16 protein-coding genes are annotated in these 11,905 nt (G+C 68.7%); 9 read left to right on the top strand and 7 right to left on the bottom strand.

Annotated elements, in window-relative coordinates; all coding sequences use genetic code 11:
- Nucleotides 1–42 precede the first annotated feature (42 nt).
- Nucleotides 43–1,455 carry an NAD(P)/FAD-dependent oxidoreductase gene (locus ABD225_RS11395; RefSeq protein ID WP_344085155.1) on the bottom strand — a complete coding sequence of 471 codons (1,413 nt, stop codon included), beginning with the start codon at nt 1,453–1,455 and terminating at the stop codon, nt 43–45.
- A gap of 144 nt (nt 1,456–1,599) precedes the next feature.
- On the opposite strand from ABD225_RS11395, the gene ABD225_RS11390 reads away from it, so the two are divergent.
- Both ABD225_RS11390 and ABD225_RS11385 read left to right on the top strand, forming a co-directional pair.
- Nucleotides 1,600–1,860: a metal-sensitive transcriptional regulator gene (locus ABD225_RS11390; protein WP_344085152.1), complete on the top strand. Its 261-nt coding sequence runs from the start codon at nt 1,600–1,602 to the stop codon at nt 1,858–1,860.
- A gap of 75 nt (nt 1,861–1,935) precedes the next feature.
- On the top strand, nt 1,936–2,100 hold the full coding sequence (locus ABD225_RS11385) for a hypothetical protein (protein WP_344085149.1): 165 nt from the start codon (nt 1,936–1,938) through the stop codon (nt 2,098–2,100).
- A gap of 10 nt (nt 2,101–2,110) precedes the next feature.
- On the opposite strand, the gene ABD225_RS11380 is transcribed toward ABD225_RS11385, so the two are convergent.
- Nucleotides 2,111–2,710, bottom strand: a complete 600-nt coding sequence (locus ABD225_RS11380) for a class I SAM-dependent methyltransferase (RefSeq protein WP_344085146.1) — start codon at nt 2,708–2,710, stop codon at nt 2,111–2,113.
- A 35-nt stretch (nt 2,711–2,745) separates the two neighbouring features.
- On the opposite strand from ABD225_RS11380, the gene ABD225_RS11375 reads away from it, so the two are divergent.
- On the top strand, nt 2,746–3,255 hold the full coding sequence (locus ABD225_RS11375; protein WP_344085143.1) for a glycine cleavage system transcriptional repressor: 510 nt from the start codon (nt 2,746–2,748) through the stop codon (nt 3,253–3,255).
- Nucleotides 3,256–3,271: 16 nt separating this feature from the next.
- On the opposite strand, the gene ABD225_RS11370 is transcribed toward ABD225_RS11375, so the two are convergent.
- The 4 genes from ABD225_RS11370 to ABD225_RS11355 all read right to left on the bottom strand — a co-directional run bounded on the left by ABD225_RS11370 (nt 3,272) and on the right by ABD225_RS11355 (nt 6,050).
- Nucleotides 3,272–3,592, bottom strand: coding sequence for a hypothetical protein (locus tag ABD225_RS11370; RefSeq protein WP_344085140.1), 321 nt, complete (start codon nt 3,590–3,592; stop codon nt 3,272–3,274).
- A gap of 250 nt (nt 3,593–3,842) precedes the next feature.
- Nucleotides 3,843–4,310 (bottom strand): hypothetical protein, encoded by a 468-nt coding sequence (locus ABD225_RS11365; protein WP_344085138.1) that lies wholly within the window; start codon nt 4,308–4,310, stop codon nt 3,843–3,845.
- A gap of 46 nt (nt 4,311–4,356) precedes the next feature.
- Complete coding sequence (locus tag ABD225_RS11360) at nt 4,357–5,256, bottom strand: CHAD domain-containing protein (RefSeq protein ID WP_344085136.1); 900 nt, start codon at nt 5,254–5,256, stop codon at nt 4,357–4,359.
- An 8-nt stretch (nt 5,257–5,264) separates the two neighbouring features.
- On the bottom strand, nt 5,265–6,050 hold the full coding sequence (locus tag ABD225_RS11355) for a VldE C-terminal domain-containing protein (RefSeq protein ID WP_344085133.1): 786 nt from the start codon (nt 6,048–6,050) through the stop codon (nt 5,265–5,267).
- 110 nt (nt 6,051–6,160) lie between these two features.
- Here ABD225_RS11355 and ABD225_RS11350 point away from each other — a divergent pair, with 110 nt between their 5' ends.
- The 5 genes from ABD225_RS11350 to ABD225_RS11330 all read left to right on the top strand — a co-directional run bounded on the left by ABD225_RS11350 (nt 6,161) and on the right by ABD225_RS11330 (nt 9,398).
- Entirely contained in the window at nt 6,161–6,739 is a 579-nt protein-coding gene (locus ABD225_RS11350) for a mismatch-specific DNA-glycosylase (RefSeq protein WP_344085130.1), read from the top strand.
- A 134-nt stretch (nt 6,740–6,873) separates the two neighbouring features.
- Nucleotides 6,874–7,566 (top strand): energy-coupling factor ABC transporter permease, encoded by a 693-nt coding sequence (locus tag ABD225_RS11345; RefSeq protein WP_344085127.1) that lies wholly within the window; start codon nt 6,874–6,876, stop codon nt 7,564–7,566.
- Nucleotides 7,563–7,883, top strand: coding sequence for a PDGLE domain-containing protein (locus ABD225_RS11340; RefSeq protein WP_344085124.1), 321 nt, complete (start codon nt 7,563–7,565; stop codon nt 7,881–7,883). Before ABD225_RS11345 ends, ABD225_RS11340 begins: the two co-directional genes overlap by 4 nt.
- Nucleotide 7,884: 1 nt before the next feature.
- Nucleotides 7,885–8,655 carry a cobalt ECF transporter T component CbiQ gene (cbiQ, locus tag ABD225_RS11335; protein ID WP_344085121.1) on the top strand — a complete coding sequence of 257 codons (771 nt, stop codon included), beginning with the start codon at nt 7,885–7,887 and terminating at the stop codon, nt 8,653–8,655.
- Nucleotides 8,652–9,398: an energy-coupling factor ABC transporter ATP-binding protein gene (locus ABD225_RS11330; RefSeq protein ID WP_344085118.1), complete on the top strand. Its 747-nt coding sequence runs from the start codon at nt 8,652–8,654 to the stop codon at nt 9,396–9,398. Before cbiQ ends, ABD225_RS11330 begins: the two co-directional genes overlap by 4 nt.
- A 30-nt stretch (nt 9,399–9,428) precedes the next feature.
- Here ABD225_RS11330 and ABD225_RS11325 read toward each other — a convergent pair whose 3' ends face one another.
- On the bottom strand, nt 9,429–11,240 hold the full coding sequence (locus ABD225_RS11325; protein WP_344085115.1) for a cell wall-binding repeat-containing protein: 1,812 nt from the start codon (nt 11,238–11,240) through the stop codon (nt 9,429–9,431).
- A 259-nt stretch (nt 11,241–11,499) separates the two neighbouring features.
- Here ABD225_RS11325 and ABD225_RS11320 point away from each other — a divergent pair, with 259 nt between their 5' ends.
- The gene (locus ABD225_RS11320) at nt 11,500–11,685 is read left to right on the top strand and encodes a hypothetical protein (protein WP_344085112.1); all 186 of its coding nucleotides are present in this window, start codon (nt 11,500–11,502) and stop codon (nt 11,683–11,685) included.
- Nucleotides 11,686–11,905: the final 220 nt, after the last annotated feature.

The raw sequence follows: 11,905 nt of genomic DNA, 5'->3' as shown, positions 1-11,905 counted from the left end.
TGCGATGGGGTTGCGGGACTTGCCACGAGTGTCAGGAAGGCGTCAGGAGGCGCGACGTTGCTGCTCGGCAGCGGCCTGCTGCGACTCCAGCTCCTGCAGACGCTCGATCGCCCGACGCGCGAAGACCTGCTGGCCGGTGATCGTGCGCTCGGCGCGGCCGCGGCCGATGAAGCTGACGAACCAGCTGATCAGCGTCGTCAGGCGCGACTTGAAGCCGATGATGTAGACCAGGTGGACGCCCAGCCACGCGAGCCAGGCCAGGAAGCCGGTCAGGCGGATCGACTTGATCTCGGCGATCGCGCGGAAGCGCGAGATAGTCGCCATCGAGCCCTTGTCGAAGTACTCGAAGGGCGCACCGGTTGGCTGCCCCGCCAGCGCCTTCTTGATCTCCTTGACCGAGTGCCGCGCGCCCTGGATCGCGACCTGCGCGACGCCGGGCAGGTTCTTCAAGCTCGCCATATCGCCGACCACATGCACCTCCGGGTGCCCCGGCAGGGTGAGGTCGTCGAGCACGGGTATGCGGCCCGCCCGGTCCACCTGCAGGCCCACCTGGTCGGCGAGTAGCTTGGCCAGCGGGCTGGCGGCGACGCCGGCCGCCCAGACTTTCGTGACGGCGGGGATGCGCTCCTCGAAGGGCTCGCCATCGCGGCCGGTGGACTTGACGGTGATGCCGAGTTCGTCGACATCGGTGACCATGGCGCCGAGGCGGACGTCCACGCCGAGCTTCTCCAGCGCGGCCTTGGTCTTGGTCTGCAGGCTCTTGTGGAAACTCCCGAGGACGGCCGGGGCGGCATCGAGCAGGATGATGCGCGCATCCTTCGGGCTGATGTGCCGGAAGTCGTGTGCGAGAGTCCGATTCGAGAGTTCGATCAGCTGACCGGCCATCTCCACGCCGGTCGGTCCGGCGCCGACGACCACGAAAGTCATCAGGGCTTCGACATCCTCCGTGCGGCCCTCAATGGCAGCCACTTCAGCGAGCTCGAAGGCCCCAAAGATCCGCCCGCGCAGCTCTAGGGCATCGTCGATGGTCTTCATACCCGGGGCGAACTGGGCAAATTCGTCGTGCCCGAACCAGGACTGGGCCGCACCGGCTGCGACGATCAGGTGGTCGTAGGGCGCCTCGAAAGAGTCCTCGAGGAGATCCGCGGTGACGACCTTGCGCTGCACATCGATGTCGGTGACCTCGCCCAGCACGACGGTCGCATTCTTCTGCCGCGAGAGCACCTCGCGGGTGGACGGGGCGATCTCGCCTTGGCTGAGGATTCCGGTGGCCACCTGATACAGCAACGGCTGGAACAAGTGGTGGCTGGTCTTGGCAATCAAGGTCACGTCGACATCGGCGCGCTTGAGCGCGCGGGCGGCGAAGAGACCGCCGAAGCCGGAGCCGATGATGACGACGCGGGGCTTGTGGCCGCTGACCTGGCGTTCGGGGGTGCTCGTGACACTCGCAGTCATGTCTGTGGCAACCACAGAGGTGAGTCGAGGCTTCCCTATTCCCGAGGGTTGTTGTGGGAGTCACATTCGACCGGTCCGGAGGCCAATTTCGGCATACCCACGGGGGTAATATCACCTCCGACCAGCCAGCCACGGGAGGATGTCATGGAGCTTGACCCGCAGGACATGGATGCCATTCTCAAGCGCCTCAAGCGGGCGCAGGGGCAGATCGGCGGCATCATCAAAATGATCGAGGACGGCCGCGAGTGCCAGGACATCGTCACCCAGGTGGCGGCCGTGTCCAAGGCGATCGACCGCGCCGGCTTCGCCGTCATTGCCCTCGGTCTTCGCCAGTGCATCGCCGATCCGGAGGGCCATCAGATGGACGTGGGTTCGATGGAGAAGCTCTTCCTTTCGCTCGCCTGACATACCCCATGGGGTATGCTGATGTGACCGTGATCGCGTCCACGCGATCCACTGAACTCAAGGAGTTATCGGGCCATGTGCCGAGCTGTGGTGTGCAAGACATGCGGCAAGACGACCTGGGCCGGCTGCGGCCAGCACGTGGACCAGGTCATGCGCGGCGTCCCCAAGGCGCAGCAGTGCCTCGGCCACGCCGACGAGCCCAGTGAAGGCGGCTTCTTCCGCAAACTCTTCGGCCGCTGACCGCGCCGGCTTAGGCATGCCGCAGGATCGACACGGCGAAGTCGGCGTCGTCGCGCCAGGGACGCAGATCCCAGGTCGAGAAGCGGTGCTCGAGCCGCAGACCGGCCGCCGTGACCGCCGCATCAAAGGTGGCTAGGGAGAGCTCGCGTCCGGTGTCGAAGCCGACTGCGATGAATCCCTCCGGCGCGAGATGCGCGCACAGTCGTTGCAGGACAGCGGTTTCCGTGCCGGCCGCCACGAAGACCATGACATTCCCCGCCACGAGGACCGCGTCGAATGGCTCGACGATGTCATGCGCGGACAGATCAAGTTCGCTGAGGTCTTCGACGATCCAGGTGGGCCCGGGGTGGTCCTCCGTGGCCGCCCCGATGAGCACCGGATCGGCGTCCACCCCGACCACGGTGTGTCCCAGGCCGTGCAAGTACCCGCCATGCCGACCCGGCCCACAGCCGGCGTCGAGGATGCGCGCGCCGCGCGGCACCATCGCGTCGACCAGCCGCGCCTCCCCGACCAGATCAGCCCCTTCAGCGGCCATCGTTCGGAAGCGATTGACATACCACTGGGAGTGGCCGTCCTTGGTGTCGGTCACCCAGCGCGTCGGTTCGGGCATGTCAGGAGCGTATGCCGCCCGATAGGCTGCCGAGCGTGCAGACTCTCGTGTTGACCGTGATCGGGGATGACCAGGCCGGCCTCGTCAAGGCGTTGGCCGATGTGGTTGCGGAGAATGGCGGGAACTGGGAGCGATCCCAACTTGCCGAGCTGGCAGGCAAATTCGCCGGCATCGTCGTGGTCGCCGTCCCCGAAGAGCGGGCCGACGGGCTGCGGGCTGCGCTCGCGCCGATTGCCGGTCTGCTCGACGTGACGGTGCACGAGGCCACGCTCGCGAGTGCTGCTGACGGCACCCCGCAGGTGCGCATTGAGCTGCTCGGCAATGACCGGCCCGGCATCGTCCGCGAGATTTCCGGCGTGCTCGCCGCGCATGGCGTCAGCGTCGACGACATGTCCACTCTTACGCGCGAGGCCCCCATGGCCGGCGGCCAGCTCTTCGAGGCCCATATCGCCGCGCATTTGCCGAGGGAAGGCGACGCCGCCGCTGTGCGCGCTGCGCTGGAGGCATTGGCTCAGGAGATTCAGGTCGACCTGAGCGTCGGCTAGCCCTCGCCGGCGCCGGTCAGCGCCGGTCGGACAGGACGTATGCCGCCCCCGCGGCCACCGCGCTGACCGCGGCCACACTTGGCCACGCGCCGATCTGCTTGGCCAACGGATGCGAGCCGGCGAAGGCCGCCAGATAGGTGAGCCCAAGGCCCGCCGCCACGCCAGCGCCATTGCGGCGCAACCAGATTCCGCCGGCGAATAAGCCAGCGGTCGCCAGCACGACCCCACCGAGCGGACGAATGCCCGTCGCATCGGCGACGGCGAATCCGCCGATGAGTCCGGCCGCGACGATTGGGGCTGTCGGGAGGTCGGGGGACGCGAAGGTGCGGGCCGTCATACGCAGCACTGTATGACGCCCGCACCAGTCGGAGTGGAACCCTGCGCCCCGCGCCTGACGACGGAGCTAACCCCTGGCCTACCGCCTGGTATTGGTCATCATCGCGACCAATACCAGGCGGTAGTCCAGGAGTTAGGACCACAGGGCGGGGTCGGTTCGGGGGCCGGGCGAGTCGGTGGCTGGGAGGGGGCCACCGACTCGCCTCGGGGGATGCGTGGCCGCGCGGGGTCGGGGTCGCGCGGCCACGCGCTCAGTCGCCGCCAGTCGTGGTGACGTTGTTCGTGGCGGCGACCCGGTCGGCCCAGGCCGCCTTCGCGCCGGTGTGGCCTGTGTAGACGATGGAACCGGTGGCGGCCAGGGCCGTGATGATCAGGACGCCGGCGGTGAGCTTGCCGAGAAAGGTCGCCGAAGCGAGCGCCACCCTGGGCCGGGATGAGAACGAAGATCGCCGCGAGACGTGCCCCTCAGGGTCGAGGGACTGGATCACGCGTTCGGGGGCATCGTCTCGCGCGTGCTCGCGCACGATCGTCGCGGGGGATCGTTGGGCCAACTCCTCGGCCAGCCAGTTCACGCTCGCCGTCGCCGTGGATCCCGCTTGGTTGCGCAGGGTGCCGAACAGCACAATCGTCAGTGCGGCAAGACCAAGCACCATGACGATGGTGAAGGCGCCGAGCACCACGGCTAATACTCGCGCGCGGATCGTCCGCAGCGCACTCACGGGCCCACTTTAGGACGACAAGGCGGCACGGATCAGACGCCCGACTTCAGGAAGTCCCCGTGGCTCCCGTGGTCCAGAAGGGGTCGAGCGCCATCACATCGGACCACGCCGTCACGCACTCCGCCCGGCCATACATCGGCCCGAGCAGAGCCGGCGAAAAGCCATGGGCGGCAAGGATATGCGCGGCCGTGGCGTGATCGTTGGCGGCGCCGAAAGCGTCCTGCATCGCCCCCATCGCGATGGCGAACTCGGCGGGCGGGGAGCCGGGGGAATCGGCATACAAGCTGGTGAAGAACTCGCAGCCATAGCGGAACTTCTTGCCCTCGATCCGCACCAAGTGCAGGTCGTGGGCGGGCATTGTCAGCAGGTCCGCGCCGGCCGCCTCCAGGCGGCGATAGCGCTTCTGCAGGGCCCCATCGGTGAGAGTGCGCGCGGGCGCATCGCGCAGCTCGCGCGCGTCGTCGAGCCAATCCGCAGCGTCGAGCCAGGCGTGCAGATCAGCCTTCATCTCGACCCACTGGGGCGAGCGGAGAAGGGGGACGGCCACGGCATACGTCCGGCGCCGCCGGCCGCGCAAAGCGCGCTGCACCCGCGCGGGCAAGTCCTCCTCAACGGCGCGGCGCAGCAGGACATCCGCGTCTCGCGCCGGCCCAAGCGGCATGACGATCTCGCGCATCCGCACCTTCAGCGCCTCGGCGGTCTCGTCGCCGCGCCACAGGGGCCGGAATAGCGAGAAGGTCGCTCGCGCACGACGCCACGAAACGCGCGTCTGGTGCAGGTTGTCGGGATGCCGCTCGGCGACGAAGAGCCCCTCATTGCCCGCGAGCTGAGTGAAGCAGTTGTCCAAGCACCGCCGGAAGGCCTCGCCGACTGTGGCCTCAGCCGGCAGGTCGAGCGGGCTCGGCTTGACTGCCGGCGAGACGGGGGTGTCGGGGACGGCAGCCATCGGGTGCGTCAGTGGACGGAGATGTGGACGTGGTCGTAGTGGTTGGCCGTGATCGAGCCGCGGTCCTCCATCGCGCGCCAGCCGCCGGAGCCGGCGAGCCAAATCCGTTGGCGCCAAATGACATACGAGATGCCGAGGCGCCCCATGTTGGCGATCGCGTAGGCCGCGACCGCGTCGCCCTGCCCGGAACTGGAGATCATGACATCAACCGCGCGGCCTGAGCCGTGGTCGTCGCCGCCGGGACGGTAGCCACCGATATTGGTGATGCCGAAAGTCGAGCGGATCGCGGAGTAGACCGCCGACGCGGCCGGGCCGAGGCCCAAGGCGGCGCCTGCACCGGAATAGGTCGAGGTGCTTCCGCCGGCGCTCGGGGCGGAGGATGCGCCGCTACTGGCGGGCGCGGACGTGGAGGCGGAGGTCGCGCTCGTGGTCGCGGGCGCCACCACGACGGGCTTCGGCTTGGGCTTCGCCACCGCGGTCACGGTGTATGCCGTCACCCCGGCCCGCGCGGCCAAACTCACGGGCGCGGGCAGGTCGGCAGCCTGCGGGATGGCGGCACGGGTGGTGGCACGCGACGCGCGTCCGACCTGGGCCCGCTCGGGCGCCTGCGCGAGGGCGACCGCGGCCAGCGACGGGGCCGGGGCGGCGGCGCCGGTGGCGGCGCTCGGCGCGCCGGTGAGGGCGGCCACGCCGAAGCCGGTGGCGGACAGCGCGGTGGCAGCGCTCAGCGCAAGGGCGCCGGGAGCGCGCAGCAGGCCGACGGGGCGGCGGGCAGCGACAGAGAAGGAAGACAAGAGGGGGGAGGCCTTTCGCGGGGACTGACCTTCACGGTACCGAGAACCCCCGCCATATGTCACATCCCGGTAACGACGCCCAGGCTGGGCGAGCAGGGACGATGGGAGCTATGCCACACCTGAGCCGGGCCGACCTGGAGGCCTTCCGCGACTGTGAAGTGCCGGATCTGATCAGTCCCGGCCTGGCGCTGCTCTTCGTCGGAATCAACCCCGGCCTGTGGACGGCGGCCACCCAAACGCACTTCGCCCATCCCGGGAACCGCTTCTATCCGGCACTGCTGCGCGCGGGCATCATCGACCGACCGATCGACCCGGCGGCCGGCATGAGCGACGACGACCGCACCTATCTGCTGGCCCGCGGCATCGGCATCACCAATATCGTCCGCCGCGCCACTGCCCGGGCTGACGAACTGAGCCGGGCGGAGTATGCCGAGGGCGGCCGCGCGCTGGCGGCCCGGGTTCGTGAGTACGCCCCACGCGTGGTCGCGATCGCCGGCATCACGGCATACCGCAGCGCCTTCGGGGTGCGCTCGGCCCGCCCGGGGCGGCAGCCGGAGCCCCTCGGGGGTCGCCCGCTGTGGGTGGTGCCCAACCCCAGTGGCCTGAACGCGCACGAGACCGTTGACTCGCTCGCTCAGGCGTATGCCGAGCCGGCCCGCGAGGCCGGTCTGCTCCCACCGATCGACTGACGCTCACCGCTATCGCCGCACCTACCGCCCGGTAATGGTCGTGATCGCGACCAGTACCAGGCGGTAGGTCGGGCGTTAGAGCCGGGCGACCCGCGGTCGGCTTAATGCGAATCAGTTGCAGTAACCTTGGCGGTATGCACGTGCCCGACGGATTCCTCGACGCGCCGACCTCGCTGGCCACGGCCGCGATCGCGGCGGCCGGCGTCGGCCTGGCCCTGCGCGGCGCCCGGCGCGAACTCAGCGACGCCACCGCTCCGCTCGCGGGACTCGTGGCCGTCTTCGTCTTCGCCACCCAGATGCTCAACTTCCCCGTCGGCGCCGGGACCTCCGGACACCTGCTCGGCGGCGCGCTCGCAGCGGTGCTCGTCGGGCCCTTCACGGCAACCTTGTGCCTCACCGTCGTCCTGCTGATCCAGGGCCTCGCCTTCGCCGACGGCGGCCTCACCGCTCTCGGCACCAATATCACCCTGATGGGCCTCGTCGGGGTGTGGGTGGGGTATGCCGTCTTCCGCGCCGCTCGCGCCGTGCTCCCGCGCCGCACGAGCAGCGTGCCTCTCGCCGCCGCGATCGGCGCGTTCGTCTCCGTGCCCGCCGCAGCGCTCGCCTTCTCGGTGCTCTTCGCCATCGGCGGGCAGGCCCCGATCGAGTTCTCGACGCTGGCCGCGACGATGATCGGCTGGCATACCCTCATCGGCCTCGGCGAGGCCACGATCACCTTCCTCGCCGTCGCCTCCATCGCGGCAACCCGACCCGACCTCGTCTATGGCGCGCGCGATCTCGTCGCAAGCACTCACGATCTAGAAGTTCGGACGGGGGCGCTGGCATGACGACGACCTCGCGTCAGCGCATCTCCACCCGCACCCTGGTCCTTGTCGGGCTGGCGGTCTCGCTTGTCCTCGCGGGCATCATCAGCTTCTATGCCTCCGGCCACCCCGACGGCCTGGAGTTCGTCGCGCACAAGCTCGGCTTCGCCGACAGCGCCGGCTCGCATGTCAGCGATGGCTCGCCCGTGGCGGGCTATGGCGTCCAGGGCGTCCATAACGCGCGCCTGTCCGGTGGCCTCGCCGGGGTGCTCGGCGTCGTGCTGGTCGGCGCGGTGATGTATGCCCTGACGCGCCTGTTGCGTCGCCGCTCGAGCCACTGACGTGGGCGCCGGACACGGCCACTTCCTGCACTTCCACGGGCATTCCGCGCTGCACCGCCTGCCCGCGCACGCCAAGCTCGTCGCGCTCCTGATCTTCGTCACGTGCGTCGTCGTCACCCCGCGCACCCAGGTCTGGGCGTTCGCGGCGTATGCCGTGCTGCTCCTCCTCGCGATGGCCGCATCTCGGGTGCCGACGGCATACCTCGGGCGGCGCATGCTGATCGAGATCCCGTTCGTCGTCTTCGCGCTCCTCATGCCGCTCATCGCGACGGGGCCGCGCGTCGACGTGGGCCCGCTCCGACTCTCCGAGGCCGGCCTGTGGGGCGCCTGGGCCCTGCTCGCCAAGGGCACGCTCGGTGTCGGTGCCTCGGTGCTGCTCGGCTCGACGACGGAGCCGCGTGATCTGGTGCGGGCGCTCGACAAGCTGCACCTGCCGCAACCCCTCGTGCAGATCGCATCCTTCATGTTCCGCTACCTGGAAGTCGTTCTGGCAGAACTGCAACGGATGAAAGTCGCCCGCGAATCGCGCGGTTTTCACGCCCGGTCCGTGAAGCAATGGCCGGTGCTGGCCGCGACAGTGGGGGCTCTCTTCATACGTTCTTATGAGCGGGGCGAGCGGGTGCATCTGGCGATGCTGTCGCGGGGGTATGCCGGCCGCCTCCCCTTCGCCGCCGAGCTCGCCGCATCGCGGGTCGAGTGGGCGCGCGCGTTGGCGCTGCCGGGGGCGGCTCTGGTTGTCGCGCTCGCGGCCTGGGTGAGGATGGGCGCGTGAGCACCCCGGTTCTCGATCTGCGCGGCGTGGCCTTCGCCTATCCCGATGGCCACCAAGCACTTTTCGGTGTTGACCTGCACGTGCACCCCGGCGAGCGCGTCGCCCTGCTCGGGCCCAATGGCGCCGGCAAGACCACCCTGGTACTGCACCTGAATGGCATCCTGCGCGCTGGTCGCGGCAGCGTTGCGATCTCCGGTTTGCCGGTCGAGGACGCGAACCTGCTAGAGATCCGCCGCCGCGTCGGGATTGTCTTCCAGGACCCGGACGATCAGTTGTTCATGCCATCGGTGCGCGATGACGTCGCCTTCGGGCCCGCCAACCTCGGCCTCCCGCGCCCGGTCATCGAGGAGCGCGTCGAGAGCGCGCTGCGGGCCGTCGGGATGCTGGAGTATGCCGATCGCCCGCCCCACCATCTCTCCTTCGGCCAACGCCGTCGCGTCGCCGTCGCGACCGTGCTGGCGATGGAGCCGGAGATCCTCGTCCTCGACGAGCCGTCCTCGAATCTCGACCCCGCCTCGCGCCGCGAACTGGCGGACATCATCACCTCGCTCGGCGTGACGGTCTTGATGGTCACCCACGATTTGCCCTACGCGCTGCAGCTGTGTGAGCGGTCGGTGATTCTCGCCGATGGCGTGATCACCGCCGACGGTGCGACCCGCGACCTGCTCGCCGATGCCGCTCTGCTGGAACGGCATCGGCTCGAGCTGCCATACGGCTTCACACTCCCCGCCGCGTCGGCCTGACGCGGCTTCGGTTTGGCGCCGGAGCGCAGGCTAGGAGTAGCCGGCGAAAGCCTCTAGTTGGAGCCGCACGTCATCGCTGATCGTCGCTGGCCCGCCGATCAGATGAATCCTTCGCGGGTCGAGGCGGCGCAGTTCGGCGAGCGTGCTGGACGGAATGCTGTCGGAACGCACCAGCAGGATGGGGTACGGGCTGTGGCCGGCCATCGGCCCGAGCGCCAGCGCATCGCTAAAGACCTCGCCGGAAGCGATGAAGACTTCACCGGCCTCGCCGACGGCATACGCCTCATGGGAGATGGCCGCGGCCGTGCCATAGCGATCCGAGCCGGCCCAGCGCTCGACGCTTCCGCTGGTGTATGTCGCCAGGTCCGCCAGGACGCTGTCGCGGATGGTGTTCGGGCCGCCGAGCACGACGATCCGCCCAGGCTTGAGCCGACGCAGTTCTGCCGCAATGGAGCTCGGGATGCGGTCGTCGTCGACCAGCAGCACGGGATCCTGACGTTGGCCGTTGACATCGCGGCCGGCCGCGGCGGCACCGGCGAGAGCATCGGCATACACCCGACCCGAGGCGATGAACGCCATCTCGACGCCGGGTCGGAACGATTTAGCGGAGATGGCCGCGGAGGTTGCGTAGCGATCGGCACCCCACCACCGGTCCAGGCTGGCATTGGGGAAACGCGTGTCGAGAAAGCCCATGAGTTGCTTCTCGACGTCGACACTGATGGTGGCGGGGCCGCCCACGACGACGATGCGGGCCGGGCGGATGCGCCGCAGTTCCTGGGCGACGACGGCTGGGATCCGGTCGCGTGTGACGAGCAGGAGTGGGGCGCCGCTGGCCGGACTTCCGACGGAAAGAGCATCGGGGAAGACCTCGCCGGATGCCACGAAGATCGTGTCGCCACCGACGTCCTCGCCGAGCATCTGTTGGGCGATGGCGACCGAGGTGGCATAGCGATCCGCACCCCAGAGCCGGTCTACCAAGCTGTCCTCGCACCATTGGCCAGGGGCGCGCAGGCAGACGGCGTAATAGCCGAAGCCGCTTGGTGAGCCTGGCGTCACCTCGATATAGCTGCGCTTGCCGGCCGGTGCAGTCACGTCGAATCGACAGGGAACGCTTGCCGCACAGGTGTTTTCATCGGTCTGGAAACCATCGGTGTCGAGCGTCCGGATGCGCAGCGAGGTCGTTGTCGAGGTGATGGTTGCGGCATAGGTCGAGGTCTTCGCCGGGTCGATCCAGAAGACGTCAGCGTCCGCGCGGGACAGATAATTGGGTGCTGGTTCATCTAATCGACCGCGAATCGCCGTGCCGATGGGGACCTGCTTGGCGATGAACCGGGTGCCATTCTGTTCGACATCGCCGGAGAGATTCCAGGCGGGATCTTGGAACTGCGACCAGATTCGCAGGTAGTAGTCGCCCGTCTGTGTGCGGTCGGCGGATTCGACCTTGAGGTAGTAGCGGCCCGCCGTGAAGGCTGGAACCTCGACGGTGTCGACGACGGTTGAACTGCCCGGGAAGGAGGTCGCGAGGAGGCGGCCGGACGCGTCATATGCCGTCACCCTGAAGCCGGCGGACAGCGATTTCTCGACGTCAAGGATTTGAGCGGTGTAAACCCCGAGCCACTTGCCCTCTGCGACAAAGGAATACCAGTCGACATCCCCGGCTGGTGCGATCTGGGCGGGCGCGTCGTCAGCCACCGGACCGACAGGGGCCGGGCTCGCGGTCGCCATCGTGTCGTTGGGCTCACTCTCGTAGGCCCGCGCCTGGGTGGGCATTAGCCACGACAGCATGAGAGTCAGCGCCAACAGGGCCCGCGTCGCCATCGTCGTGTTGGTCACGGTCTTCATCCGATCCACCCTGCCGCCGTTGTTCCGTCTCGCTTTCGGGAACCCTGACACACCGGGGGGTGTAAAGGTTCTGGGTCTTGGGAGAACGGTGTGCAGGAGTCGGCACCGGCGCCGAATCCTGCACCTCATTCGACACCTGCAGGCGGCGTCGGCTCAGCCGGAAGTCTGAGGTGCCTCATACCCGAGGGCGGCTGAAATCGTCGGGATCGATACTGGCGACTGACGACTCGGGCATACCTGCGGCGGCAGGCTCAAGGACATGAACACGCTCCTGACCATCGCCCTCGTCCTGCTCACCGCCACCGGTGTCGCCCTGATGTCCGCCCTCGCCGCCGTCCCGCTCTGGCTGGAGCACGAGGCCGAAGAAGTCAGCCGCCCCGTCACCTCCGTCACCCCGCGCATCCCAACCCCGACTATGCCGCCCGCCCGCCCCCGCGCGGCGTGACGCGGTGCTTGCCGTGTCGCATCGTCCCGACGGGCTACAGGTCTACGTTTCCGCGCACCCGCCACACGCTCAACGGAGCCCTCGGCGGCGGCATACCTGTAGCTGGTGGGCACGTTATCGTCATCCCCGCTCATGACGATCCGCGAACCTGCTAAGCCCGGATCCACCGATGGGGTTGAGGTTGTAGCGGGTTGTGTGCGGGTCGGAGCATGAGAAATCC

This window comes from Nostocoides veronense, assembly GCF_039531185.1.
Lineage (GTDB): Bacteria > Actinomycetota > Actinomycetes > Actinomycetales > Dermatophilaceae > Nostocoides_A > Nostocoides_A veronense.
This window is presented reverse-complemented; position numbering and strand designations above follow the sequence as displayed.

Bases quoted from the DNA above. Each gene is read 5' to 3' on its own strand.
- ABD225_RS11380 (WP_344085146.1), bottom strand. From the start codon at position 2,710: ATGCCCGAACCGACGCGCTGGGTGACCGACACCAAGGACGGCCACTCC.
- ABD225_RS11360 (WP_344085136.1), bottom strand. From the start codon at position 5,256: ATGGCTGCCGTCCCCGACACCCCCGTCTCGCCGGCAGTCAAGCCGAGC.
- ABD225_RS11390 (WP_344085152.1), top strand. From the start codon at position 1,600: ATGGAGCTTGACCCGCAGGACATGGATGCCATTCTCAAGCGCCTCAAG.
- ABD225_RS11385 (WP_344085149.1), top strand. From the start codon at position 1,936: ATGTGCCGAGCTGTGGTGTGCAAGACATGCGGCAAGACGACCTGGGCC.
- ABD225_RS11320 (WP_344085112.1), top strand. From the start codon at position 11,500: ATGAACACGCTCCTGACCATCGCCCTCGTCCTGCTCACCGCCACCGGT.
- ABD225_RS11350 (WP_344085130.1), top strand. From the start codon at position 6,161: ATGCCACACCTGAGCCGGGCCGACCTGGAGGCCTTCCGCGACTGTGAA.
- ABD225_RS11340 (WP_344085124.1), top strand. From the start codon at position 7,563: ATGACGACGACCTCGCGTCAGCGCATCTCCACCCGCACCCTGGTCCTT.
- ABD225_RS11345 (WP_344085127.1), top strand. From the start codon at position 6,874: ATGCACGTGCCCGACGGATTCCTCGACGCGCCGACCTCGCTGGCCACG.
- ABD225_RS11395 (WP_344085155.1), bottom strand. From the start codon at position 1,455: ATGACTGCGAGTGTCACGAGCACCCCCGAACGCCAGGTCAGCGGCCAC.
- ABD225_RS11370 (WP_344085140.1), bottom strand. From the start codon at position 3,592: ATGACGGCCCGCACCTTCGCGTCCCCCGACCTCCCGACAGCCCCAATC.
- ABD225_RS11325 (WP_344085115.1), bottom strand. From the start codon at position 11,240: ATGAAGACCGTGACCAACACGACGATGGCGACGCGGGCCCTGTTGGCG.